21 protein-coding genes and 1 pseudogene are annotated in these 21181 nt (G+C 61.0%); 8 read left to right on the top strand and 14 right to left on the bottom strand.

Annotated features, from left to right (window positions below):
* Positions 1 to 10: 10 nt before the first annotated feature.
* From spoT to PSH66_RS29190, 4 genes are all read right to left on the bottom strand, one after another.
* Complete coding sequence (spoT, locus tag PSH66_RS29205) at positions 11 to 2116, bottom strand: bifunctional GTP diphosphokinase/guanosine-3',5'-bis pyrophosphate 3'-pyrophosphohydrolase (protein ID WP_003176921.1); 2106 nt, start codon at positions 2114 to 2116, stop codon at positions 11 to 13.
* Positions 2117 to 2176: 60 nt separating this feature from the next.
* Positions 2177 to 2440 carry a DNA-directed RNA polymerase subunit omega gene (rpoZ, locus tag PSH66_RS29200; protein ID WP_003176920.1) on the bottom strand — a complete coding sequence of 88 codons (264 nt, stop codon included), beginning with the start codon at positions 2438 to 2440 and terminating at the stop codon, positions 2177 to 2179.
* A 167-nt stretch (positions 2441 to 2607) separates the two neighbouring features.
* Positions 2608 to 3228 carry a guanylate kinase gene (gene gmk, locus PSH66_RS29195; RefSeq protein ID WP_003176919.1) on the bottom strand — a complete coding sequence of 207 codons (621 nt, stop codon included), beginning with the start codon at positions 3226 to 3228 and terminating at the stop codon, positions 2608 to 2610.
* Between the two features lie 10 nt (positions 3229 to 3238).
* Complete coding sequence (locus tag PSH66_RS29190; RefSeq protein ID WP_305428096.1) at positions 3239 to 4102, bottom strand: YicC/YloC family endoribonuclease; 864 nt, start codon at positions 4100 to 4102, stop codon at positions 3239 to 3241.
* 197 nt (positions 4103 to 4299) lie between these two features.
* Between PSH66_RS29190 and rph the strand changes: the two genes are divergently transcribed.
* Entirely contained in the window at positions 4300 to 5022 is a 723-nt protein-coding gene (gene rph, locus PSH66_RS29185) for a ribonuclease PH (RefSeq protein WP_003176917.1), read from the top strand.
* Positions 5023 to 5044: 22 nt separating this feature from the next.
* Complete coding sequence (locus tag PSH66_RS29180; protein WP_003176916.1) at positions 5045 to 5413, top strand: DUF4870 domain-containing protein; 369 nt, start codon at positions 5045 to 5047, stop codon at positions 5411 to 5413.
* A 58-nt stretch (positions 5414 to 5471) separates the two neighbouring features.
* Here the strand turns inward: PSH66_RS29180 and PSH66_RS29175 are convergent, their stop codons facing one another.
* Entirely contained in the window at positions 5472 to 6251 is a 780-nt protein-coding gene (locus tag PSH66_RS29175; protein ID WP_003176915.1) for an exodeoxyribonuclease III, read from the bottom strand.
* Positions 6252 to 6333: 82 nt separating this feature from the next.
* Here PSH66_RS29175 and pyrE point away from each other — a divergent pair, with 82 nt between their 5' ends.
* Positions 6334 to 6978 carry an orotate phosphoribosyltransferase gene (gene pyrE / locus PSH66_RS29170; RefSeq protein WP_021492595.1) on the top strand — a complete coding sequence of 215 codons (645 nt, stop codon included), beginning with the start codon at positions 6334 to 6336 and terminating at the stop codon, positions 6976 to 6978.
* A gap of 148 nt (positions 6979 to 7126) precedes the next feature.
* Here pyrE and argB read toward each other — a convergent pair whose 3' ends face one another.
* From argB to coaBC, 5 genes and pseudogenes are all read right to left on the bottom strand, one after another.
* Complete coding sequence (gene argB / locus PSH66_RS29165) at positions 7127 to 8032, bottom strand: acetylglutamate kinase (protein ID WP_003176913.1); 906 nt, start codon at positions 8030 to 8032, stop codon at positions 7127 to 7129.
* Between the two features lie 18 nt (positions 8033 to 8050).
* A pseudogene (locus PSH66_RS29160) lies at positions 8051 to 9454 on the bottom strand (phosphomannomutase/phosphoglucomutase); the annotation flags it as partial.
* Positions 9445 to 9645, bottom strand: coding sequence for a hypothetical protein (locus tag PSH66_RS29155; protein ID WP_042945475.1), 201 nt, complete (start codon positions 9643 to 9645; stop codon positions 9445 to 9447). The pseudogene PSH66_RS29160 and the gene PSH66_RS29155, both read right to left, overlap by 10 nt.
* A gap of 66 nt (positions 9646 to 9711) precedes the next feature.
* Complete coding sequence (dut, locus tag PSH66_RS29150; protein WP_003176911.1) at positions 9712 to 10167, bottom strand: dUTP diphosphatase; 456 nt, start codon at positions 10165 to 10167, stop codon at positions 9712 to 9714.
* A gap of 5 nt (positions 10168 to 10172) precedes the next feature.
* Positions 10173 to 11381: a bifunctional phosphopantothenoylcysteine decarboxylase/phosphopantothenate--cysteine ligase CoaBC gene (gene coaBC, locus PSH66_RS29145; RefSeq protein WP_003176910.1), complete on the bottom strand. Its 1209-nt coding sequence runs from the start codon at positions 11379 to 11381 to the stop codon at positions 10173 to 10175.
* A gap of 143 nt (positions 11382 to 11524) precedes the next feature.
* Between coaBC and radC the strand changes: the two genes are divergently transcribed.
* Positions 11525 to 12199 carry a DNA repair protein RadC gene (gene radC, locus PSH66_RS29140; protein WP_078826577.1) on the top strand — a complete coding sequence of 225 codons (675 nt, stop codon included), beginning with the start codon at positions 11525 to 11527 and terminating at the stop codon, positions 12197 to 12199.
* Between the two features lie 28 nt (positions 12200 to 12227).
* Here radC and PSH66_RS29135 read toward each other — a convergent pair whose 3' ends face one another.
* Positions 12228 to 13820: an ABC transporter substrate-binding protein gene (locus PSH66_RS29135; protein ID WP_305428095.1), complete on the bottom strand. Its 1593-nt coding sequence runs from the start codon at positions 13818 to 13820 to the stop codon at positions 12228 to 12230.
* A gap of 458 nt (positions 13821 to 14278) precedes the next feature.
* On the opposite strand from PSH66_RS29135, the gene rpmB reads away from it, so the two are divergent.
* Both rpmB and rpmG read left to right on the top strand, forming a co-directional pair.
* Positions 14279 to 14512, top strand: coding sequence for a 50S ribosomal protein L28 (rpmB, locus tag PSH66_RS29130; RefSeq protein ID WP_003176907.1), 234 nt, complete (start codon positions 14279 to 14281; stop codon positions 14510 to 14512).
* Positions 14513 to 14523: 11 nt separating this feature from the next.
* On the top strand, positions 14524 to 14679 hold the full coding sequence (gene rpmG, locus PSH66_RS29125; protein WP_003176906.1) for a 50S ribosomal protein L33: 156 nt from the start codon (positions 14524 to 14526) through the stop codon (positions 14677 to 14679).
* Between the two features lie 69 nt (positions 14680 to 14748).
* Here rpmG and PSH66_RS29120 read toward each other — a convergent pair whose 3' ends face one another.
* Positions 14749 to 15111: a cupin domain-containing protein gene (locus PSH66_RS29120; RefSeq protein ID WP_141062859.1), complete on the bottom strand. Its 363-nt coding sequence runs from the start codon at positions 15109 to 15111 to the stop codon at positions 14749 to 14751.
* A gap of 229 nt (positions 15112 to 15340) precedes the next feature.
* Between PSH66_RS29120 and PSH66_RS29115 the strand changes: the two genes are divergently transcribed.
* Both PSH66_RS29115 and PSH66_RS29110 read left to right on the top strand, forming a co-directional pair.
* A complete protein-coding gene (locus tag PSH66_RS29115; protein ID WP_003176903.1) occupies positions 15341 to 16834 on the top strand; it encodes an aldehyde dehydrogenase in 1494 nt (497 codons plus the stop codon).
* Between the two features lie 85 nt (positions 16835 to 16919).
* A complete protein-coding gene (locus tag PSH66_RS29110; RefSeq protein WP_141062861.1) occupies positions 16920 to 18062 on the top strand; it encodes an MFS transporter in 1143 nt (380 codons plus the stop codon).
* Here PSH66_RS29110 and PSH66_RS29105 read toward each other — a convergent pair.
* Together PSH66_RS29105 and PSH66_RS29100 are read right to left on the bottom strand one after the other, a co-directional pair.
* Positions 18059 to 19627 carry a phospholipase D family protein gene (locus PSH66_RS29105; RefSeq protein ID WP_141062862.1) on the bottom strand — a complete coding sequence of 523 codons (1569 nt, stop codon included), beginning with the start codon at positions 19625 to 19627 and terminating at the stop codon, positions 18059 to 18061. The genes PSH66_RS29110 and PSH66_RS29105 overlap by 4 nt on opposite strands.
* 62 nt (positions 19628 to 19689) lie before the next feature.
* Positions 19690 to 21114: a PLP-dependent aminotransferase family protein gene (locus PSH66_RS29100; RefSeq protein ID WP_003176900.1), complete on the bottom strand. Its 1425-nt coding sequence runs from the start codon at positions 21112 to 21114 to the stop codon at positions 19690 to 19692.
* Positions 21115 to 21181: the final 67 nt, after the last annotated feature.

Here is a 21181-nt window from a genome sequence, read left to right as displayed (position 1 = left end):
ATTTGAAGCGCTAGGCACGCATGCGGGTGATGCGGATCACACCGGTCAAGGCACGCAGTTTCTTGATCACGCGGGCCAGGTGCACACGGTCGTGGACGCTGACCACCAGCTGGACCACGCTGATGCGGCCATCGCGCTCGTCCATGCTGATTTTTTCGATATTGCCGTCGGCCGCGTTGACGCTGCTGGCCAGCAGGGCAATCAGGCCGCGTTGGTGTTCCAGCTCCACGCGCAACTCGACGTTGAATTCGCCGGTGACATCCTTGGCCCAGGAGAGCTGGATGCATTTTTCCGGGTTGTGGCGGATTTCGGTGATATTGCGGCAGTTGTCCAGGTGCACCACCATGCCCTTGCCCGCGGACAGGTGCCCGACGATCGGGTCGCCCGGGATCGGCGTGCAGCATTTGGCGTAGCTGAGCACCAGGCCCTCGGTGCCACGAATCGCCAGTGGGCCTTCCGGGCTTGGCAGCTGTTCGCCTTCGCCCAGCAGGCGGCGAGCGACCACATAGGCCATGCGGTTGCCAAGGCCGATATCTTCCAGCAGGTCTTCGATGGTTTCCTGGCGATACTCGTGAAGCATCGCTTGCACGCGCTCCTGGGGGATCTTGTCCAGCGCGCTGTCGAAGCCGTTGAGTACCTTGTTCAGCAAGCGTTCGCCGAGGCTGATGGACTCGGAGCGGCGCTGCAGTTTCAGTGCGTGGCGGATGTGCGTGCGCGCCTTGCCGGTGACCACGAAATTGAGCCACGCCGGGTTCGGCCGTGCGCCCGGTGCGCTGACGATCTCCACGGTGGAGCCGCTTTGCAGTGGTTCCGACAGCGGGGCCAGGCGCCGGTTGATGCGGCACGCAATGCAGCTGTTGCCGACATCCGTATGCACCGCGTAGGCGAAGTCGACCGCGGTGGAGCCTTTGGGCAGCTCCATGATCCGGCCTTTGGGCGTGAACACGTAGACCTCGTCCGGGAACAGGTCGATCTTCACGCTCTCGATGAATTCCAGGGAGTTGCCGGCACGTTGCTGCATTTCCAGCACGCCTTTGACCCACTGGCGCGCACGGGCATGGGTGCCCTTTGGCTGCTCGTCGCCGCTGGATTTGTACAGCCAATGGGCAGCGATGCCATTGTTGGCCATTTCTTCCATTTCGCGGGTGCGGATCTGGATCTCGATCGGCACGCCGTGCATGCCGAACAGCGTGGTATGCAGCGATTGGTAGCCGTTGGCCTTGGGAATGGCGATGTAGTCCTTGAAGCGGCCCGGCAGGGGTTTGTACAAATTATGTACAGCACCCAGCACGCGGTAGCAGGTATCGACCTTGTCGACGATGATCCGGAACGCATACACGTCCATGATTTCGTTGAAGGCCCGCCGTTTGCCGCGCATCTTCTTGTAGATGCCGTAGATGTGCTTCTGGCGCCCGCTGACCTCGCCCTCGATCTCGTCGATCGCCAGGCAATGGCTCAGCGACTCTTCGATCTTGTTGACGATTTCCTTGCGGTTGCCCCGGGCACGCTTGACCGCCTGGTAGATGCGCGCCGAGCGCATCGGGTGCATGGCCTTGAAACCGAGGTCTTCGAACTCGATTCGAATGGCGTGCATGCCCAACCGGTTGGCGATGGGCGCGTAGATTTCCAGGGTTTCCTTGGCGATGCGCCGGCGTTTCTCGCCCGACAGTACTTCCAGCGTGCGCATGTTGTGCAGCCGGTCGGCGAGCTTGACCAGAATCACCCGGATATCCCGGGCCATGGCCATGGCCATCTTCTGGAAGTTTTCCGCCTGGGCTTCGGCCTTGGTCTCGAAGTTCATCTGGGTCAACTTGCTGACCCCGTCGACCAGTTCGGCCACGGTTTCGCCAAATTGCGAACTGAGCGCTTCCTTGGCGATGCCGGTGTCTTCGATCACGTCATGCAGCATCGCGGCCATCAGGCTCTGATGGTCCATGTGCATGTCGGCCAGAATATTGGCCACCGCAAGAGGATGGGTGACGTACGCCTCACCGCTACGGCGGCGTTGGCCGTCGTGGGCTTGTTCGGCGTAGAAATACGCTCGGCGGACCAGGTTGACCTGGTCGGGGCCGAGGTAGGTCGATAAGCGATCGGCGAGGGCGTCTATGCTCGGCAAGATGTGAACTCCTGCCGAAGGCTGTGACTGCGCGCCGTGCTACGTCGACCAGGCATAGGCTTAGACGGCCTCGTTGGACTCGTCCTCGAACGCTGCGAACAGCGGTTCGTCTTCAACGATTTCAGCGTTGGCGATGAACTCGTAGCTCATCAGGCCTTCGGCGATTTCACGCAGGGCTACAACGGTAGGCTTGTCGTTTTCCCACTGGACCAGGGGCTCTTTGCCGCCGGTGGCCAGTTGACGGGCACGCTTGGTAGAGAGCATGACCAGCTCAAAGCGGTTATCCACGTGTTCTAGGCAGTCTTCAACGGTTACGCGGGCCATGGTATTCCTCGGAGCGAATGCAAGATGCGCGCTGCCCGGTTGGGCGAGCGGACTGAGCAGTTTAAAAAATCACCAGCGTTTAGGGAAGCGCTGATTTTTCGCAGGCCCTCGCCAAACCGCTACAAGCGCCAATGTAAAGCCCTCGCAGCCGTTTTGGGAAGTGCCAATCAACCCAGCAGTTCGGCGAGTAATTTGCCGAAACGCTGCTGTTGGCGCTTTTGCTGGAGCTGATTGGTGCGGAAAATTGCCTTCAGATCATCCAGTGCGTGGGAAAAATCGTCATTGATGATCAGGTAGTCGTAGTCGACGTAGTGGCTCATTTCGCTGACGGCTTCACGCATGCGGCCTTCGATGATCTCGTCACTGTCTTGGCCACGGTTGGTCAGGCGCTGGTGCAAGGCTTCGAGCGAAGGCGGCAGGATGAAGATCGAGCGCGCCTGGGGCATCAACTTGCGCACTTGCTCGGCGCCCTGCCAGTCGATTTCCAGGATCAGGTCGTGGCCTTCGTCCAGCGTCTGCTGCAGGTGGCTTTGCGAAGTGCCATAGAGGTTGCCGAACACTTCGGCGCGCTCCAGGAAGTCACCGTGTTCGATCATCTTGACGAACTCGGTGCGCTCGACGAAGTGATAGTGCACGCCGTTCACCTCACCCGGACGCATGGCGCGGGTGGTGTGGGAGACCGAAATGCGGATCTGGTCATTGGTGTCGGTCAGCGCCTTGACCAAGCTGCTTTTGCCCGCGCCCGAAGGGGCGGAAATGATGTAGAGGGTGCCGGTGCTATGGGTCATGGAGGGTGCCTTACTCAATATTCTGTACTTGTTCGCGCATCTGCTCGATCAACACTTTGAGGTTGACCGCAGCCGTGCTGCTGCGCGGGTCAAATGCCTTGGAGCCGAGTGTATTGGCTTCGCGGTTGAGTTCCTGCATCAGGAAGTCCAGGCGTCGACCGGCGGCGCCGCCGGACTTGAGCACGCGGCGCACTTCAAGAATATGGGTGCTCAAGCGGTCGAGTTCTTCGGCGACGTCGCTCTTCTGTGCCAGCAGGACCATTTCCTGTTCCAGGCGCACCGGGTCGAGGTCGGCCTTCATGTCAGTGAAGCGGTCGAGGACTTTCTGGCGCTGGGTGGCGAGCATCTGCGGCACCAGCTCACGCAGGGTGATCACGTCTTCTTCGATCGCGCTCAGGCGCTCGTTGATCAGGCGTGCCAGTTCGGCGCCTTCGCGCTCGCGGCCGGCCTTGAGTTCCTTCAAGCCCTGGTTGAACAGGGCGAGGGCGTCGGCGTTGAGGGCTTGCGGGTCGGCGGCGTCGGCCACCAGCACGCCGGGCCAGGCCAGCACTTCAAGGGGGTTCAGTGCGGCCGGCTGCTGGATCAGGCTGGCGATGGTTTCGGCGGCGGCGACCAGTTGCGCGGCGCGGTCGCGGTCGACCTGCAGCGGTTTGCCGGTGGTCTCTTCGGTAAAGCGCAGGGTGCACTCCAGCTTGCCGCGGGAGATGCCTTGGCGCAGCGCTTCACGCACGGCGCCCTCAAGGTCGCGGAACGATTCCGGCAGGCGCAGGTGCGGCTCCAGGTAACGGCTGTTGACCGAACGCAGTTCCCAGCTCAGGGTGCCTTGGGCGCCGGCGTTTTCGACGCGGGCGAAGGCGGTCATGCTGTGCACCATGGAGGTACCTCGCGTTGCAGTCCCGCAAACACGGGCTGATGATTAAGAAGGCGCAGGATTGTAGCGCAGTGGGGCGGGCGCGCCCAAGCAATGGGCAATAGTTGACCATTCGTAACGGAATTTTTTAGAAGTGCCCCGAATCGGCTCGCGGCTCTATAATGCTCGGCAGTTTTTCGTCCTCCGTACAGGTATCCCCTATGAAACGTCCAAGTGGTCGCGCTGCCGATCAGCTCCGCTCGATCCGCATCACCCGCAACTACACCAAACACGCCGAGGGATCCGTACTGGTCGAGTTTGGCGATACCAAGGTGATCTGCACCGTCAGCGTCGAAAACGGCGTGCCGCGTTTCCTCAAGGGCCAGGGCCAGGGTTGGTTGACCGCCGAGTACGGCATGCTGCCGCGTGCCACCGGCGAGCGTAACCAGCGAGAAGCCAGCCGTGGCAAGCAGGGCGGCCGTACCCTGGAAATCCAGCGTCTGATCGGTCGTTCCCTGCGCGCTGCCCTGGACATGTCCAAGCTGGGCGACGTGACCCTGTATGTCGACTGCGATGTGATCCAGGCCGACGGCGGCACCCGCACGGCATCGATCACTGGCGCCATGGTGGCCCTGGTCGACGCACTCAAAGTGATCAAGAAACGTGGCGGCCTGAAGGGCGGTGATCCGCTCAAGCAGATGATCGCCGCGGTATCGGTCGGCATGTATCAGGGTGAGCCCGTGCTGGACCTGGATTACCTGGAAGACTCGGCTGCCGAGACCGACCTGAACGTGGTGATGACCAGCACCGGTGGCTTCATCGAAGTGCAGGGCACCGCCGAAGGCGCGCCTTTCCAGCCGGCCGAGCTGAACGCCATGCTGGCCTTGGCCCAGAAAGGCATGACCGAGATCTTCGCCCTGCAGAACGCCGCGCTGGCTGACTGAACCGGCCTCAAGGAGAAACGCCATGAATGACAACCAGATGCCGGTACCCACGCCGTCCTATGAAGTCCGTCAGGGGGCCATGTTGTGTCATCTCGCGGCGTTCCTGGGGTTTGTGTTCCCCTTCGGCAGTGTCGTCGGCCCGCTGATCCTGTGGCAAATGAAAAAAGAAGTGGACCCGTTCATTGATGATCAGGGCAAGGAGGCCCTGAATTTCCAGCTCACCGTGGCCATCGCCTGGATCGTTTGCATCGTGCTGGCCTTCGCGGTAATCGGGTTCTTCCTGATGACTGCGTTGGCAATCGCGAGCGTGGTGCTGACGATCATTGGTGCGATCAAAGCCAACAAGGGGATTGCCTATCGCTATCCCTTGACCTGGCGTCTGGTCAAATAATGAGCGCCCACAAAAAAACCGACAGCGATGTCGGTTTTTTTGTGCCTGGAAAAAGACCTCAGATGGTCAGTGTCCAGTCGTAGTCCACGATCAGCGGCGCGTGCTGCGAGAAGCGCGGCTGGCGCGGCAAGCGTGCACTGCGAACAAACCGGCGCAGACCTGGGGTCAGCAACTGGTAGTCAAAACGCCAACCCAGGTTGAGCATCTCAGCCTGTTCGTTGTCCGGCCACCAGCTGTACTGGTCGCCTTCGCGGCTGACTTCGCGCAGGGCATCCACATAGCCCATGTTGCCGACAATCTCGTCCATCCAGGCCCGTTCCGGTGCCAGGAAGCCCGGAGATTGCTGGCTGTCGCGCCAGTTCTTGATATCCAGCTTCTGTTGCGCCACATACAGCGAGCCACAATAAATGTACTCGCGACGTTTGCGCCGCTGTTTATCCAGGTAACGGGCGAAGTCGTCCATTAGCTTGAACTTCTGGTTCAAATCCTCATCGCCGTTCTGCCCCGAAGGGAGCAGCAAGGTCGCGATGCTGACCTTATCGAAATCGGCTTGCAGGTAGCGCCCGTAGCGGTCGGCTGTCTCGAAGCCGAGGCCGCTGATGACCGCCTTGGGTTGCAACCGCGAATACAAAGCCACGCCACCTTGGGCAGGGACTTCGGCATCGCAGGCATAAAGGAAGTAGCCATCCAGTTGGAAGGCTGGGTCGTCCAGTTCAAAGGCGGAGGCGCGGGTATCCTGCAGGCAGATGACGTCGGCATTCTGGGCTTGCAGCCAACTGAGCAAACCACGCTCGACTGCAGCCTGAATACCATTAACGTTCACACTGATGATCCGCATAAATGGCCCCAAAAATCGCGTGCGTGTATGATACACGCCGTCTACCTAATTAGCTAAATCCGTGGTATCTGAGGCTTTTTTCATGCAGGCGTATCAACGCGATTTCATTCGTTTTGCCATCGATCGCGGCGTTTTGCGCTTCGGTGAGTTCACCCTCAAGTCCGGGCGCACCAGCCCGTACTTCTTCAATGCAGGCTTGTTCAACTCGGGCTCGGCCCTGGCTCAGCTGGGTCGTTTCTACGCGGCAGCCATCGTTGAAAGCGGTATTTCCTTCGACGTGCTGTTCGGCCCGGCCTACAAGGGCATTCCCCTGGCTGCCGCAACGGCCGTGGCCCTGGCGGAACATCATGGGCGGGATTTGCCTTGGTGCTTCAACCGCAAGGAGGCCAAGGCCCACGGTGAAGGCGGCAGCCTGGTCGGCGCCCCCCTGACTGGCGATGTGTTGATCATCGATGATGTCATCACCGCCGGTACTGCGATCCGTGAAGTGATGCAGATCATCGCCTCCCAGGACGGCGCCAAGGCAGCTGGCGTGTTGATCGCGCTGAATCGCCAGGAGCGTGGCAACGGTGAGTTGTCGGCGATCCAGGAAGTGGAGCGCGATTTCGGCATCCCGGTGGTGAGCATCGTGTCGTTGAACCAGGTGTTGCAGTTCCTGGAAGATGACCCGCAGCTCAAGCAGCATTTGCCGGCAGTACGGGCGTACCGCGAGCAGTTCGGCGTCTGACACAGAACCCATTGTGTGAGGGCTTGTGTGGGAGGGGGCAAGTCGAATCGTCGCACCGCCTTCCACATTTGATCTTCGGTGTTTTCAAGGCCTATGCAAAAAGCCCCCGTTCAATTGAATTGAACGGGGGCTTTTTAGTTTTCAGCGGTTAAGGACGCTTGCGGTTACTGATCAGCGTGCCCACACCGGTATCGGTGAAGATTTCCAGCAGAATCGCATTCGGCACCCGACCATCCAGGATCAGTGAGCTGCCAACGCCGCCTTGCACTGCTTCCAGCGCGCAGCGGATCTTGGGCAGCATGCCACCGTAGATGGTGCCATCGGCGATCAGGTCGTCCACTTGTTGGGTCGTCAAGCCGGTGAGTACCTTGCCTTGCTTGTCCATCAGGCCGGCAATGTTGGTCAGCAGCATCAGCTTTTCAGCCTTCAGTGCCTCGGCAACCTTACCCGCCACCAGGTCGGCGTTGATATTGTAGGACTCACCGTTGGCACCCACGCCGATCGGCGCGATCACCGGGATGAAATCGCCCTTGACCAGCAGGTTGAGCAGGTCGGTGTTGATGCCGATCACTTCGCCCACTTGGCCGATGTCGATGATTTCCGGTTGGGTCATCTCCGGTGTCTGACGGGTCACGGTCAGTTTTTTCGCGCGGATCAGCTCCGCATCCTTGCCGGTCAGGCCGATGGCGCTGCCGCCATGACGGTTGATCAGGTTGACGATGTCCTTGTTCACCTGGCCGCCGAGGACCATCTCCACCACGTCCATGGTCTGCGCGTCAGTAACGCGCATGCCATCGATGAAGTGACTCTCGATCGACAAGCGCTTGAGCAGGTCGCCGATTTGCGGGCCGCCACCGTGGACCACCACCGGGTTGATCCCCACGGCTTTCATCAGCACGATGTCGCGGGCAAAGCCGGTTTTCAGCTCGTCGCTTTCCATGGCATTGCCGCCGTACTTGATCACCAGCGTCTTGCCGACGTAGCGTCGAATATAAGGCAGCGCTTCGGACAGGACCTTGGCGGTGTTGGCAGCGGCTTCGCGTTCGAGGGTCATTCAGGGCTCCGGTAAAAATCAGAACGGTAATTGGAGATCAGGGGCAACACGTTTCAACTGGGCGTGGAACACGTCCTTGATGCGCTGCAACTCGGCCTCGGTATCCGCCTCGAAACGCAGGACCAGCACCGGTGTGGTGTTGGACGCGCGAACCAGGCCCCAGCCTTTGGCGTAATCGACTCGCACACCATCAATGGAGGTCAGGTTGGCGCCTTCACCCCATTGCGCATCGTGCAGTGCGTCAATGATGCTGAATTTGCTCTCCTCGGTCACATGGATATTGATCTCTGGCGTAGAAATATCGTTCGGGAAGGTCTGAAACAGCTCCTGCGCCGTGGATTTTTCCTTGCTGAGGATCTCCAGCAGACGAGCGGCGCTGTAAATGCCGTCGTCGAAACCGAACCAGCGCTCCTTGAAGAACACATGGCCGCTCATTTCGCCGGCCAACAGCGCGCCGGTTTCCTTCATTTTCTTTTTGATCAACGAGTGACCGGTCTTCCACATTAGTGGACGGCCGCCATATTCCTTGATCAGCGGCGTGAGACGGCGGGTGCACTTAACGTCGAAGATGATCTCGGCGTTGGCATTGCGCGCCACCACGTCGCGGGCGAACAGCATCAGCAGGCGGTCGGCGAACACGTTCTCGCCGGTATTCGTCACCACGCCCACGCGGTCGCCGTCACCGTCGAAGGCCAGGCCGACGTCGGCGCCGGTTTCCTTGACCTTGGCGATCAGGTCCACCAGGTTCTCAGGCTTGCCCGGATCTGGGTGGTGGTTGGGGAAGTTGCCGTCAACGTCGCAGAACAACGGGACCACTTCGCAATTGAGGGCTTCGAGCAGTTGCGGGGCGATCACCCCGGCCGCACCGTTGCCGCAGTCCACCACCACTTTCAAGCGGCGCGCGAGTTTGACGTCACGGGTGATTTCGTCAGAGTAGCGCTGCAGGATGTCAACTTTGGTGATGCTGCCTTTGCCGCTGGTCAGGTCATTGGTTTTCAGGCGGTTATGCAAGGCCTGGATCTGCTCGTTGGCGAGGGTGTCACCGGCGATGACGATCTTGAAGCCGTTGTAGTCCGACGGGTTATGGCTACCGGTGAGCATCACCCCGGATTTGCCGGCCAGGACGTTGGCGGCGTAGTACAGCGCAGGGGTTGGCACCAGGCCAACGTCGCTGACGTGGCAGCCGCTGTCGGCCAGACCCTGGATCAGTTGTTCCACCAACTCGGGACCGGAAAGGCGACCGTCACGACCCACTGAAACGTTGGGCTCGTCCTGGGCCAGGCTCTGGGCGCCGATGGCGCGGCCAATCCAGTAGGCGGTTTCGGCAGTCAGGGTTTTGGGCACCACGCCACGAATGTCGTAGGCGCGAAAGATGCTGTCGGGGAACGTCGGGGCTACTCGGGCTGCGGTACTCATTGCGGGGGGAACTCCATCTGAAAGGGGGCAAGGCTGGCCTTGATGGGGCTGGCCGGCAGGCTCAAACTGAAGGGTATGACGGTGTTTTCGGCAGAGAGTTCGTGGTGCAAAAATGCCATCGGAGTTTGGGCTTCGTATTTTTTTCTGCGTAACCCATTGATTCGTATTGGGAAATCATGCCGATAAATTCCGCGCATTCTTCTTCCTGAAAGCCGTGCGGTGGTGGCTGGCCGGACCAAAGGTGCCGGCCAGGGTCAGCTTGGTCAGTGACTGCCCGAATGCCCGAAGCCGCCAGCACCGCGTTGGGTCTCGTCGAATTCCTGCACCAGCTCGAAGTGGGCTTGTACGACGGGCACCAGTACCAGTTGGGCGATACGCTCGCCGACCGCGATGTTGAACGCGGTCTGGCCACGGTTCCAGCACGACACCATCAACTCGCCCTGGTAGTCCGAGTCGATCAGCCCCACCAGGTTGCCCAGCACGATGCCATGTTTATGGCCCAGGCCGGAACGCGGCAGGATCAGCGCCGCGAGGCCGGGGTCGCCGACGTAGATCGACAGGCCGGTGGGGATCAGCAGGGTCTGGCCCGGTTCAAGGACGGTGTCTTCCTTGAGCATGGCGCGCAGGTCCAGGCCGGCGGAGCCCGGGGTGGCGTAGGCGGGCAGCGGGAATTCGGTGCCGATGCGGGGGTCGAGGATCTTGGCTTGCAAAGCGTGCATGGAAATTAAACCTGGTTCAGCCGTTGGGCGATAAAAGAGATCAGTTGGCGGGCAATCTTGCCCTTGCTGGTCTGGGCGAAAAGCGTCGCGTGCAGCTCGCGATCGATCACGCTGCAGGCGTTTTCCTCGCTGTTGAAGCCGATGCTCGGATTGGCGACATCATTGGCAACGATCAGGTCGAGGTTTTTGTCTTTCAATTTGCGTGCGGCGTAATCCAGCAAGTGCTCGGTCTCGGCGGCGAAGCCGACACTGAACGGGCGGTCCGGACGCGTGGCGATGGTGGCCAGGATGTCCGGGTTGCGCACCATTTGCAGGAGCAGGCCGTCGCCGCTTGTAGGGTCTTTCTTGAGCTTTTGCGGCGCAACGACTTCCGGGCGGTAGTCCGCTACCGCTGCCGAGGCGATGAATAGATCGCACGGAATCGCCGCTTCGCAGGCCGCCAGCATGTCCCGGGCGCTGACTACGTCGATTCGCGTGACGCGATCGGGTGTCGGCAAATGCACCGGGCCGGTGATCAGGGTGACGCGTGCGCCTGCCTCGACCGCGGCTTCTGCCAAGGCAAAGCCCATTTTTCCTGAGCTATGGTTGGTGATGTAACGCACCGGGTCGATGTTTTCCTGGGTCGGGCCTGCCGTGATCAGCACGTGCTTGCCGGTCAGGGCCAGGTGCTGGAAGCACTCGGCGGCGCACAGCGCCAGGTCGGTGGCTTCGAGCATGCGGCCCAGGCCGACGTCGCCGCAGGCCTGGCTGCCGGAGGCCGGGCCAAATACTTTGAGGCCACGGCTTTGCAGTAATTGAGTATTGGCCTGGGTGGCCGGGTCGCGCCACATGGCCTGGTTCATGGCTGGGGCGATGGCGACGGTGGCGTCGGTGGCCAATACCAGCGTGGTCAGCAGATCATCGGCGATGCCCTGGGCCAGACGGGCGATCAGGTCGGCGGTGGCCGGGGCGATCAGCACCAGGTCGGCCCATTTGGCCAGTTCGATGTGGCCCATGGCCGCTTCGGCCGCCGGGTCCAGCAAGTCCAGATGAACCGGGTGGCCGGACAAGGCCTGCATGGTCAGGGGCGTGATGAACTCACTGCCGCCGCGGGTCATGACCACGCGCACTTCGGCGCCTTGGTCGAGGAGCCTGCGAACCAGCTCTGCGCTCTTGTAGGCGGCAATGCCGCCGCCGACGCCGAGAACGATGCGTTTCCGATACAGACGCTGCATTGGTTTGCCTTTCCAGTTCAGTGAAGCCAGTTCAGTGACGCCTGCGATGCCCCCTCCCCAGGTGAAATCGCAGGCAAAAAAGAGGCCCTACGATAACACAGCGTTTGCTGGGCAGCAGCGGCGCACATGCATAGGGAGATGGGATGAGTATTCGTGATTGGCCGGCGGCGGAGCGGCCGCGAGAAAGGCTTCTGGAGTGGGGCGCGGCGAGCCTGTCGGATGCCGAGTTGCTGGCAATCTTCCTGCGCACGGGGGTGTGCGGCAAGAGTGCCGTGGACCTGGCGCGCCATCTGTTGGCGCAGTTTGGTGGCCTGCGTCCGCTACTGGAGGCCAGTCAGGCTGTGTTCAACCAGCAACTGGGGCTGGGGCCGGCAAAGTTCGCGCAATTGCAGGCGGTGCTGGAAATGTCCCGGCGGCACATGGCCGAGCGCCTGCGCAGTGATTCGGTGCTGGAAAGCCCGCTGGCCGTGCGCGAGTACCTCAAGGCCCTGTTGCGCCATGAGCCTAACGAGATATTCGGCTGTTTGTTCCTCGATTCAAGGCATCGGGTGCTGGGGTTCGAAGCGTTGTCCCAAGGCACCATCGATACCGCCCTGGTTTACCCTCGGCAGGTGGTCAAGCGTGCCCTGGCGTACAACGCAGCGGCGTTGATCCTGTGTCACAACCACCCTTCGGGTGTTGCGCAGCCGAGCGCCGCTGATCGAAAAATGACCAAGACGCTGCAAAAGGCATTGGAAGTAGTGGATGTGCGGGTCTTGGATCACATCATCGTCGGGGATGGTGACCCGTTGTCGATGGCGGAGTATGGGTGGATGTGACCCCGCCCGGTCAGGGCGGGGGCGAGGCTCAAGGTTTGACGCTGACCTTCGAGAAGTCCTGGCGCCCGAATGGGCTCACCTGGTAACCCTCGACATTCTTGCGTACCAGGGCAAACGCGGTCGGGTGTGCCAGGGGCAACCACAGCGCCTGTTGCTGGATCTGGGCCTGGGCCTGCTGATACAGCTTGCTGCGCACGCCTTGTTCGCTGGTGGTCTTGCCGGCGCTGATCAGCTTGTCCAGCGCCGGGTCGCAGTAGCGTGCGAAGTTGGTGCCGGACTTCACGGCCGCGCAGGAAAACTGCGGCGTCAGGAAGTTATCCGGGTCGCCGTTGTCGCCGGCCCAGCCCATGAACAGCAGGTCATGCTCTCCGGCCTTGGCGCGGCGAATCAGCTCGCCCCATTCGATCACGCGGATCTCGGCCTGGATGCCGACCTTGGCCAGGTCTGCCTGCAGCAGTTGTGCGCCCAGGTTCGGGTTGGGGTTCAGCAGGCTGCCGGTGGGGCGTGTCCAGATCGTCGTCTTGAAGCCATCCTTGAGCCCGGCGCGGTCCAGCAATGCCTTGGCCTTGGCGAGGTCCTGTGGATAACCCGGCAATTCCTTGGCGTAGCTCCAGGTGTTGGGTGGATAAGGGCCGCTGGCGGCTTCGGCGGTGCCTTCAAACACCGCCTTGAGATAGCTGGCCTTGTCGAAGGCCAGGTTGATTGCCTGACGTACTTCCGGCTTGTCCAGGGAAGGGTGTTGACTGTTGATGGCCACGAACGCGGTCATGAACGCAGCGGTTTTTTCTACCTTCAGCGCAGGATCTTTCCTGGCCTCGACCACGTCCAGAGGCTTGGGCGACAGGGCAACCTGGCATTCGTCGCGGTGCAGTTTCTGCAGGCGCACGTTCGCGTCCGGGGTAATGGCAAAGATCAAGTTATCCACAACCGGTTTGCCGGCGAAGTAGTCCGGGTTGGCCTTGTAGCGAATCACGGCGTCTTTCTGGAAGCGGCTGAAGATAAACGGCCCGGTGCCGATCGGTTGGCTGTTGAGTTTCTCCGGTGTGCCAGCCTTGAGCAGTTTATCGGCGTACTCGGCCGGATAGATCGAGGCAAAGCCCATGCTCAGGGCGGCGAGGAAGGTGGAGTCAGCGTGGTCCAGGGTAAAGCGCACGGTCAGCGGGTCCAGTGCGTCGATTTTTTTGACCAATGTCGGCAATTGCAGCGACTGGGCGTGGGGGAAACCGCTTTGGGCGATCTTGTGCCACGGGTTGGCCGGGTCGAGCATGCGTTCGAAGCTGAAGCGCACGTCTTCGGCGGTCAGGGTGCGGCTTGGGGTGAAATACTCGGTGCGATGGAATTTCACATTCGGGTGCAGCTTGAAAGTGTAGGTCAGGCCGTCCGGCGACACGTCCCAGCTGTCCGCCAGACTTGGCACCAGCTTGCCGCCGGCTGCGTCGTAGTCCACCAGGCGGTTCATCAGCACATCGGCCGAAGCATTGGTGGTGGTCAGTGAGTTGTACTGCACCACGTCGAACCCTTCGGGGCTGGCCTCGGTGCATACGCTCAAAGTAGTGGCGGCGCAGGCCAGCGGTGCGATAAAGAGAGGGGCGAGCAACAGCGGTAGGGCAGCGAGGCGCATGGTCGGTTTCCTTTGCAGATCGAAGGCCCATCTGCGAGTGCAGTCTGGAAAAGTCCTACCGTAGTGGTCTGATGGATAAATGACTAGCCCATTTTTGCCTGTGCTTTTAGTCAAAATGCTGTTTTGATGGCGCCTCAGATTGTTTCGTCGCGCACTTTGCGGTGCGCGCGTGCGCTGAAAATCATTCTGTGCGACGAGCGGTCGGCTGTGACAGCGGCCCCTCCTGGCAACGGTTCAGGCGTCAACAGGCGAGATTTACTCCGGTAAAAACACACTCGCTGTTGTTGCACCAGGGTCTTTCTGGTATAAAGCAGCGCTCTTTTCTAGGGGCCCGGTTCCTTCGCTTGTAGGTGTAGCCGGTAAGACCCTAAAGAAACGCGGCGCCTGGCGCCAAATGACTGAGAGATTAAGCGGCCAACCCATGCCGGGTTGGGCATGTGGTTTTAGAGGGCTGAGGCATGTCGAGAGTCTGTCAAGTTACCGGTAAGGGTCCGGTGACTGGGAATAACATTTCCCACGCAAATAACAAAACCCGTCGTCGTTTCCTGCCGAACCTGCAGCATCACCGCTTCTGGGTTGAAGAAGAGAAACGTTTTGTTCGCCTGCGTGTATCTGCCAAAGGCATGCGTATCATCGACAAGCGTGGCATCACTGTCGTGCTGGCCGAAATCCGCGCCGCTGGCAAGATCTAAGGAGCTCTATCATGCGTGAATTGATTCGAATGATCTCTAGCGCCGGTACTGGTCACTTCTACACTACCGACAAGAACAAGCGTACTACCCCGGACAAGCTCGAAAAGAAAATGTTCGACCCGCGCGTTCGCAAGCACGTGATCTACAAAGAAGGCAAAATCAAGTAATTGATTTTCTTCCTTGTGAAAAAAAGCCCGTATCTCACGATGCGGGCTTTTTTTTGCGTGCGCGTTTGATCAGGCTTTCTGTTCGAAGACCACATAAATCTTGCGGCACGGCTCCAGTACTTCCCACGTACCGCTGAAGCCCGCCGGAATCACGAAGCGGTCGCCGGCGCGCAGGGTCTTGGCGTTACCCTCGGCGTCACGCAGCACCGACACGCCCTGCACAATCTCGCAATACTCATGCTCGGTGTAGTTGACTTTCCATTGCCCGACTTCACCTTCCCAGACGCCAGCGTTCATCTGGCCGCACGGGCTGTTGTAGTGGTTATAGACGGTCTGTTCGGGATCGCCCTTGAGGATTTTCTCGGCGGCAGGGCGATAGCGTTCGGGGGCGGTGTTGGCTTGGCTGAAGTCGACGATGTCCTGGATGCTCATGTGCGTGTCCCGTCTGGCCTGCGGTTGGAGAGCCCAAAGTCTATGTTTATTAAAATGAACATCGCAAGGGCGTTTACCGCCGTTATGTCAAATATATTGAAACATCCCCGGCCGCTGGTTTAGGGTGGCAGCTGCCTTGCGCCTGACAGATGGCGGGCGGGCAAGCATTCTTTGAGGCTGCCGGGGGACATCGCCTGGCCCTTGTATTCAATAAGAGGAGGACACTCGCATGACCACCCTGACCCGTGCCGACTGGGAACAACGCGCCAAGGATCTGAAGATCGAAGGCCGCGCCTACATCAATGGTGAATACACCGCTGCTGTTTCCGGCGATACCTTCGAATGCATCAGCCCGGTCGATGGCCGCCTGCTGGCCACTGTTGCCAGTTGTGACGCCGACGACGCCCAACGCGCCGTGGAAAACGCCCGCGCCACCTTCAACTCGGGTGTCTGGTCGCGCCTGGCGCCGGCCAAGCGCAAAGCCACCATGATCCGTTTCGCCGCGCTGCTCAAGGCCAATGCCGAAGAGCTGGCGCTGCTCGAAACCCTGGACATGGGCAAGCCGATCAGCGACTCCCTGAACATCGACGTACCCGGCGCGGCGAATGCCCTGAGCTGGAGCGGCGAGGCGATCGACAAGCTCTACGACGAAGTCGCCGCTACCCCGCACGATCAATTGGGCCTGGTGACCCGCGAACCGGTGGGCGTTGTCGGCGCCATCGTGCCGTGGAACTTCCCATTGATGATGGCGTGCTGGAAGCTCGGCCCAGCGCTGTCCACCGGTAACTCGGTGATCCTCAAGCCGTCCGAAAAGTCCCCGCTGACCGCCATCCGCATCGCGGCCCTCGCCGTTGAAGCCGGTATCCCCAAAGGCGTGTTCAACGTACTGCCGGGTTACGGCCACACCGTCGGCAACGCCCTGGCGCTGCACATGGATGTCGACACCCTGGTATTCACCGGCTCCACCAAGATCGCCAAACAACTGTTGATTCGCTCCGGCGAGTCGAACATGAAGCGCGTATGGCTGGAAGCCGGCGGCAAGAGCCCGAATATCGTGTTCGCCGACGCCCCGGACCTGCAAGCCGCCGCCGAATCCGCCGCTGGTGCCATCGCCTTCAACCAGGGCGAAGTCTGCACTGCCGGTTCGCGCCTGTTGGTGGAGCGTTCCATCAAGGATAAATTCCTGCCGCTGGTGATCGAGGCCCTCAAGGGCTGGAAGCCGGGAAATCCGCTGGATCCGGCAACCAATGTCGGCGCACTGGTGGATACCCAGCAGATGAACACAGTGTTGTCGTACATCGAGGCCGGCCACGCCGATGGCGCCAAACTGGTGGCTGGCGGCAAGCGCACCCTGGAAGAAACCGGCGGCACTTATGTCGAGCCGACGATTTTCGACGGTGTGACCAATGCGATGAAGATCGCTCAGGAAGAGATTTTCGGTCCGGTTCTGTCGGTGATTACCTTCGACAGCGCCGAAGAAGCGGTGAAGATCGCCAACGACACAGTGTATGGCTTGGCCGCCGCCGTGTGGACCGCCGATATCTCCAAGGCGCACCTGACCGCCAAGGCCCTGCGCGCCGGCAGCGTGTGGGTCAACCAGTACGATGGCGGCGACATGACCGCGCCGTTTGGTGGCTTCAAACAGTCGGGCAACGGGCGCGACAAGTCACTGCATGCGTTCGACAAATACACCGAGCTGAAATCGACCTGGATCAAGCTTTAAGCAACACCGCAGGCTAAATGTGGGAGGGGCAAGCCCCTCCCACACTGCTTTGTGTAAATCAGAAATTATCCACAGGAGCGTGGCAATGCGGTGGGCGACTTACTTCGCCGTCCTGGCCTCCGTACTCAGCGTCGGCCTGGCATTGGGCGTGAGCATGCCGCTGGTGTCCCTGCGCCTGGAAGGCTGGGGCTATGGCAGTTTCGCCATCGGTGTGATGGCCGCGATGCCGGCCTTCGGCGTATTGCTCGGCGCCAAAGTCTCCAGTCGCCTGGCCTCCTGGCTCGGCACCGCGAACCTGATGCGCCTGTGCCTGTGGGGCGGCGCGGTCTCCATCGGGTTGCTGGCGATTCTGCCCAGTTACCCGATATGGCTGGTGTTGCGCCTGATGATCGGGGTGATCCTGACCATCGTGTTTATCCTCGGCGAAAGTTGGATCAACCAGTTGGTGGTGGAGCAGTGGCGTGGCCGGCTGGTGGCGCTGTATGGCTGCAGTTACGCCTTGAGCCAACTCTCGGGGCCGTTGCTGTTGGGCGTGATCGGTACCGATCATGACTATGGATTCTGGGTCGGCGTGAGCCTGTTGCTGGTGGCCCCGCTAGCATTGCTGGGTCGCTCCGGCGCTCCCACCGCCGAGTCGTTCGGCGTGACCTTCGTCGATCTGTGGCGTTTTTGCGTTAGCTTGCCGGCGATTGCCTGGGCGGTGGCATTGTTCGCCGCGTTCGAAGCGATGATCCTGACGCTGTTGCCGGTGTATTGCCTGCAGCAGGGCTTTACCGCCGAGATCGCCTTGGCGATGGTCAGCACGGTGGTGGTCGGCGATGCGCTGCTGCAATTGCCCATCGGTGCGCTGGCGGACTATCTGCCGCGCCGCACGTTGTTCCTCAGCTGTGCGCTGTTGCTGCTGGTGTCGAGCCTGGCGGTTCCGGTGCTGATGCACACGTTGCTGATCTGGCCGATATGGGTGCTGTTCGGCGCCAGTGCAGGCGGGTTATTCACGTTGTCCCTGATTCTGATCGGCGAACGTTACCGCGACGATGCGCTGGTGCGTGCCAATGCTCACATCGCGCAGCTGTGGGGCATTGGGTGCCTCATCGGCCCATTGGTGGCGGGTGCAGGCAGCCAGTGGATCAGCGGGCATGCGCTGCCGTTACTGATGGCGGCCGGCGCATTGGGGTTGGTGCTGTTGTTGCTGCGCCAAGGAGCGTTTGGCGCAGCGACAACCGCCTAGAGCATGCGCTCCAGGCCCACGCTGGTGGCGAACCACGCATTGAACCGCCGCCACCAACTGCCAGGCTCGCGGGTCAAGGTGTGCAGTTGGCCGTTATCCTCGGTCACCCACACCACATTGCCGTCCTGCAGCTTCGCCTCATAGCTCAACGCCGGCGCCATGCCCTGCAGCGCCAGCTTGCGCACGTGCTCCGCCAGCTCGGGGCTGTCCACCAGCACGCCGACTTCGGTGTTCCACAGCACGGAGCGTGGGTCGAAGTTGAACGAGCCGATAAACGACTTCTGTCGATCAAAGATCATCGCCTTGCTGTGCAGGCTCGAATCCGAGCCGCGGAATGAGCCTCGACGAAACAAGTGCGGCCCACTGCCGGCGCTGGGGTCGCCCGGTTGGCGGCGCAGTTCATAGAGTTTTACCCCGTGTTCCAGCAGCGCCTTGCGATACGGCGCGTAGCCTCCGTGCACGGCCGGCACGTCGGTGGCTTCCAGGGAATTGGTCAGCAGGCTCACCGACACGCCCGCGTCGGCGCGTCCCGTCAGGTACACCAGCCCCGGCTGCCCCGGTACGAAGTACGCCGAGATCATCATCAGCTCATGGCTGACGCCCTCGAGTTCCGGCTCCAATTGAGTGGTCAGCAACAGGTGCGGATCCGGGTCGGCCTTGGCCAGTACCTTGCTCGGCGCGTCCCATAGCGCCTGGTTCCAGGCCCAGATCAGCTCGCGGCGCCAAGTGTCCATGCGCGGTTGGGTCTGGTAGGCGCGCAAGCGGTTGTACAGCGCATGATTCTGCTGTCGCGATTCGGCCAGCGAGGCCTCCAGGCGCACGCGCGCGGCGGCCAGGTCGCCTTTTGAGGGGCGGCTCGAAACAAAGTCATCGATGGGTTTGCTCAGCGCGCTGTTCCAGTACTGATCGAAACTGTGCCCGAGTTGCTCGGCGACGGGCCCGACGCTGAGCATGTCGATATCGGTAAAGTTCAGGTTGGGCTCGGCATCGAAATACTCATCCCCCAGGTTGCGTCCGCCAACGATGGCCGCGCTGTTGTCCGCCAGCCACAGTTTGTTGTGCATGCGTCGGTGTTGCAGCGACAGGTTGAACAGGCGGCCCATGGCCCGCGTCACACCCGTGCTGCGTCCCAGGTGCAGCGGGTTGAACAGGCGAATCTCGATTCTGGGATGGGCGGCGAGGGTGGCGATGATCTGGTCAAGGCCGTCACTGGTGGTGTCGTCCAGCAGGATACGCACCCGTACGCCGCGGTCGGCGGCCTTGAGCAGTTCATCCACCAGCATGCGCGTGCTGATACCGTCGTGCACGATGTAGTACTGCAGGTCGAGGCTGGTCTGGGCGTTGCGGATCAACTCGGCGCGGGCCATGAAGGCTTCGCTGCTGTTGGGCAGCAGGCGAAAGCCCGAGCGTCCTTGGTAGGGTGCGGCCTGAGCCTGGATTGAGCGGCCGAACGAGGACTGTGCGGCTGGCAGGGCATCGCTGGGTATGCGCGGCGTATTCACCGTGGCACAACCTCCCAGAGCCAGGGCTCCCAACAGGCAAAACGGTAAAAGCCGTCGAATCATCAAGGGAGTCGCTTCCAGAGCTGGTCGGTTGTCGACATAGGACGGCTATTTCTCGAGAAAGGTCAGTCCACCGATTCCGCCAGTATTTTGCTCGCGGCGGCGCCGACTTTACGCACGGCTTCTTCGATCTGAGGGGTGGGTTTGGCGCTGTAGTTCATGCGCAGGCAATTGCGGTACTTGCCGGACGCCGAAAAAATGCTCCCCACCGCCACTTGTACGCCTTGTTCGATCAAGGCGCGGTTGAGCTTCAGGGTGTCGAAGCCGTCCGGCAGTTCGATCCACAGCATAAAGCTGCCTTGCGGGCGACTGGCACGCGTGCCCGCCGGGAAATAGCGGCTTACCCAATCGAGCATCAAGTCGCGATTACGCTGGTATTGGGTGCGCATCCGCCGCAAGTGTGGTTCGAAGTGGCCGTTCTTGAGGAATTCGGCGATGGCGATCTGTGGCTGTGTGGCCGTCGAGCCGGTGCTGATGTATTTCATATGCAGCACCCGATCCAGGTAGCGCCCGGGCGCAACCCAGCCAATGCGCAGGCCTGGCGCAAGGGTCTTGGAAAACGAGCTGCACAGCAGCACACGGCCGTCTTCATCGAATGATTTGATGGTGCGCGGGCGCGGGTAGCTGTAGGCCAGTTCGCCATACACATCGTCTTCGATGATTGCCACGTCAAAGCGTTGGGCCAGGGTGAGCAATGCGCGTTTGCGCGCCTCAGGCATGATGTAGCCCAAGGGGTTGTTGCAATTGGGCGTCAGCTGGATGACCTTGATCGGCCACTGTTCCAGGGCCAGCTCCAGGGCTTCGAGGCTGATGCCCGTGATCGGGTCGGTGGGGATTTCCAGCGCTTTCATGCCCAGGCCCTTGAGGGTCTGCATGGCGCCGTGAAAGCTGGGCGAATCGACTGCGACGATATCGCCGGGTTCACAAATGGCGTGGATGCTCGCGGAGAGCGCCTCATGGCAGCCGGTGGTGATCACGATGTCTTCGGCGCTCAGCTGGCAGCCGGAATCCAATGACAGTCGGGCAATTTGCTCGCGCAGTTCCATACAGCCAAGGATATTGTCGTAATACAGCCCCGGCAGATCCTGGCGTCGACTGACCCGGGCCAGGCTGCGCAACAGCGGTTTCAGGGTGGGCGACAATACATCCGGCATGCCGCGACCCAGCTGTATGACGCCTTTGCGCGGCACCGCGCGAATCAACTCCAGCACCTGATCCCACTGGGAAATTTCCACCGGGCGCTGTGCTGGCCGGCCTACCTCCGGTAGGGCTGGCAGCTCACGACCAACGGGCACGAAGTAGCCGGATTTTGGCTTGGGCATGGCCAGGCCGTTATCTTCCAGCAACCGATACGCCTGCTGAACGGTGCTCAAGCTGACCCCGTGCTCTACGCTCAACGCCCGTACGGACGGTAGTCGGTCGCCAGGGCGATAGAAGCCCTGTTCGATGCGAGTGCCCAGCAGTTCGGCGAGATTAACGTAGAGGGTCATGGCGGTCGCTCCCGAGGGACCAGTACAGATCGGGGAAAAATACAGGATTCAGGCGCGCATGGGCAGT

The sequence above is a fragment of the Pseudomonas sp. FP597 genome, from assembly GCF_030687435.1.
GTDB classification, from domain to species: Bacteria; Pseudomonadota; Gammaproteobacteria; order Pseudomonadales; family Pseudomonadaceae; genus Aquipseudomonas; species Aquipseudomonas lactucae.
This window is presented reverse-complemented; position numbering and strand designations above follow the sequence as displayed.

Coding starts and splice junctions, on each gene's coding strand:
- PSH66_RS29155 (WP_042945475.1), bottom strand. CDS start 9,645: ATGCGCGGAATTTATCGGCATGATTTCCCAATACGAATCAATGGGTTA.
- pyrE (WP_021492595.1), top strand. CDS start 6,334: ATGCAGGCGTATCAACGCGATTTCATTCGTTTTGCCATCGATCGCGGC.
- PSH66_RS29105 (WP_141062862.1), bottom strand. CDS start 19,627: ATGATTCGACGGCTTTTACCGTTTTGCCTGTTGGGAGCCCTGGCTCTG.
- radC (WP_078826577.1), top strand. CDS start 11,525: ATGAGTATTCGTGATTGGCCGGCGGCGGAGCGGCCGCGAGAAAGGCTT.
- rph (WP_003176917.1), top strand. CDS start 4,300: ATGAAACGTCCAAGTGGTCGCGCTGCCGATCAGCTCCGCTCGATCCGC.
- gmk (WP_003176919.1), bottom strand. CDS start 3,228: ATGACCCATAGCACCGGCACCCTCTACATCATTTCCGCCCCTTCGGGC.
- PSH66_RS29100 (WP_003176900.1), bottom strand. CDS start 21,114: ATGACCCTCTACGTTAATCTCGCCGAACTGCTGGGCACTCGCATCGAA.
- dut (WP_003176911.1), bottom strand. CDS start 10,167: ATGCACGCTTTGCAAGCCAAGATCCTCGACCCCCGCATCGGCACCGAA.
- PSH66_RS29135 (WP_305428095.1), bottom strand. CDS start 13,820: ATGCGCCTCGCTGCCCTACCGCTGTTGCTCGCCCCTCTCTTTATCGCA.
- argB (WP_003176913.1), bottom strand. CDS start 8,032: ATGACCCTCGAACGCGAAGCCGCTGCCAACACCGCCAAGGTCCTGTCC.
- PSH66_RS29190 (WP_305428096.1), bottom strand. CDS start 4,102: ATGGTGCACAGCATGACCGCCTTCGCCCGCGTCGAAAACGCCGGCGCC.
- PSH66_RS29115 (WP_003176903.1), top strand. CDS start 15,341: ATGACCACCCTGACCCGTGCCGACTGGGAACAACGCGCCAAGGATCTG.
- PSH66_RS29175 (WP_003176915.1), bottom strand. CDS start 6,251: ATGCGGATCATCAGTGTGAACGTTAATGGTATTCAGGCTGCAGTCGAG.
- PSH66_RS29180 (WP_003176916.1), top strand. CDS start 5,045: ATGAATGACAACCAGATGCCGGTACCCACGCCGTCCTATGAAGTCCGT.
- rpoZ (WP_003176920.1), bottom strand. CDS start 2,440: ATGGCCCGCGTAACCGTTGAAGACTGCCTAGAACACGTGGATAACCGC.
- rpmB (WP_003176907.1), top strand. CDS start 14,279: ATGTCGAGAGTCTGTCAAGTTACCGGTAAGGGTCCGGTGACTGGGAAT.
- rpmG (WP_003176906.1), top strand. CDS start 14,524: ATGCGTGAATTGATTCGAATGATCTCTAGCGCCGGTACTGGTCACTTC.
- PSH66_RS29110 (WP_141062861.1), top strand. CDS start 16,920: ATGCGGTGGGCGACTTACTTCGCCGTCCTGGCCTCCGTACTCAGCGTC.
- coaBC (WP_003176910.1), bottom strand. CDS start 11,381: ATGCAGCGTCTGTATCGGAAACGCATCGTTCTCGGCGTCGGCGGCGGC.
- PSH66_RS29120 (WP_141062859.1), bottom strand. CDS start 15,111: ATGAGCATCCAGGACATCGTCGACTTCAGCCAAGCCAACACCGCCCCC.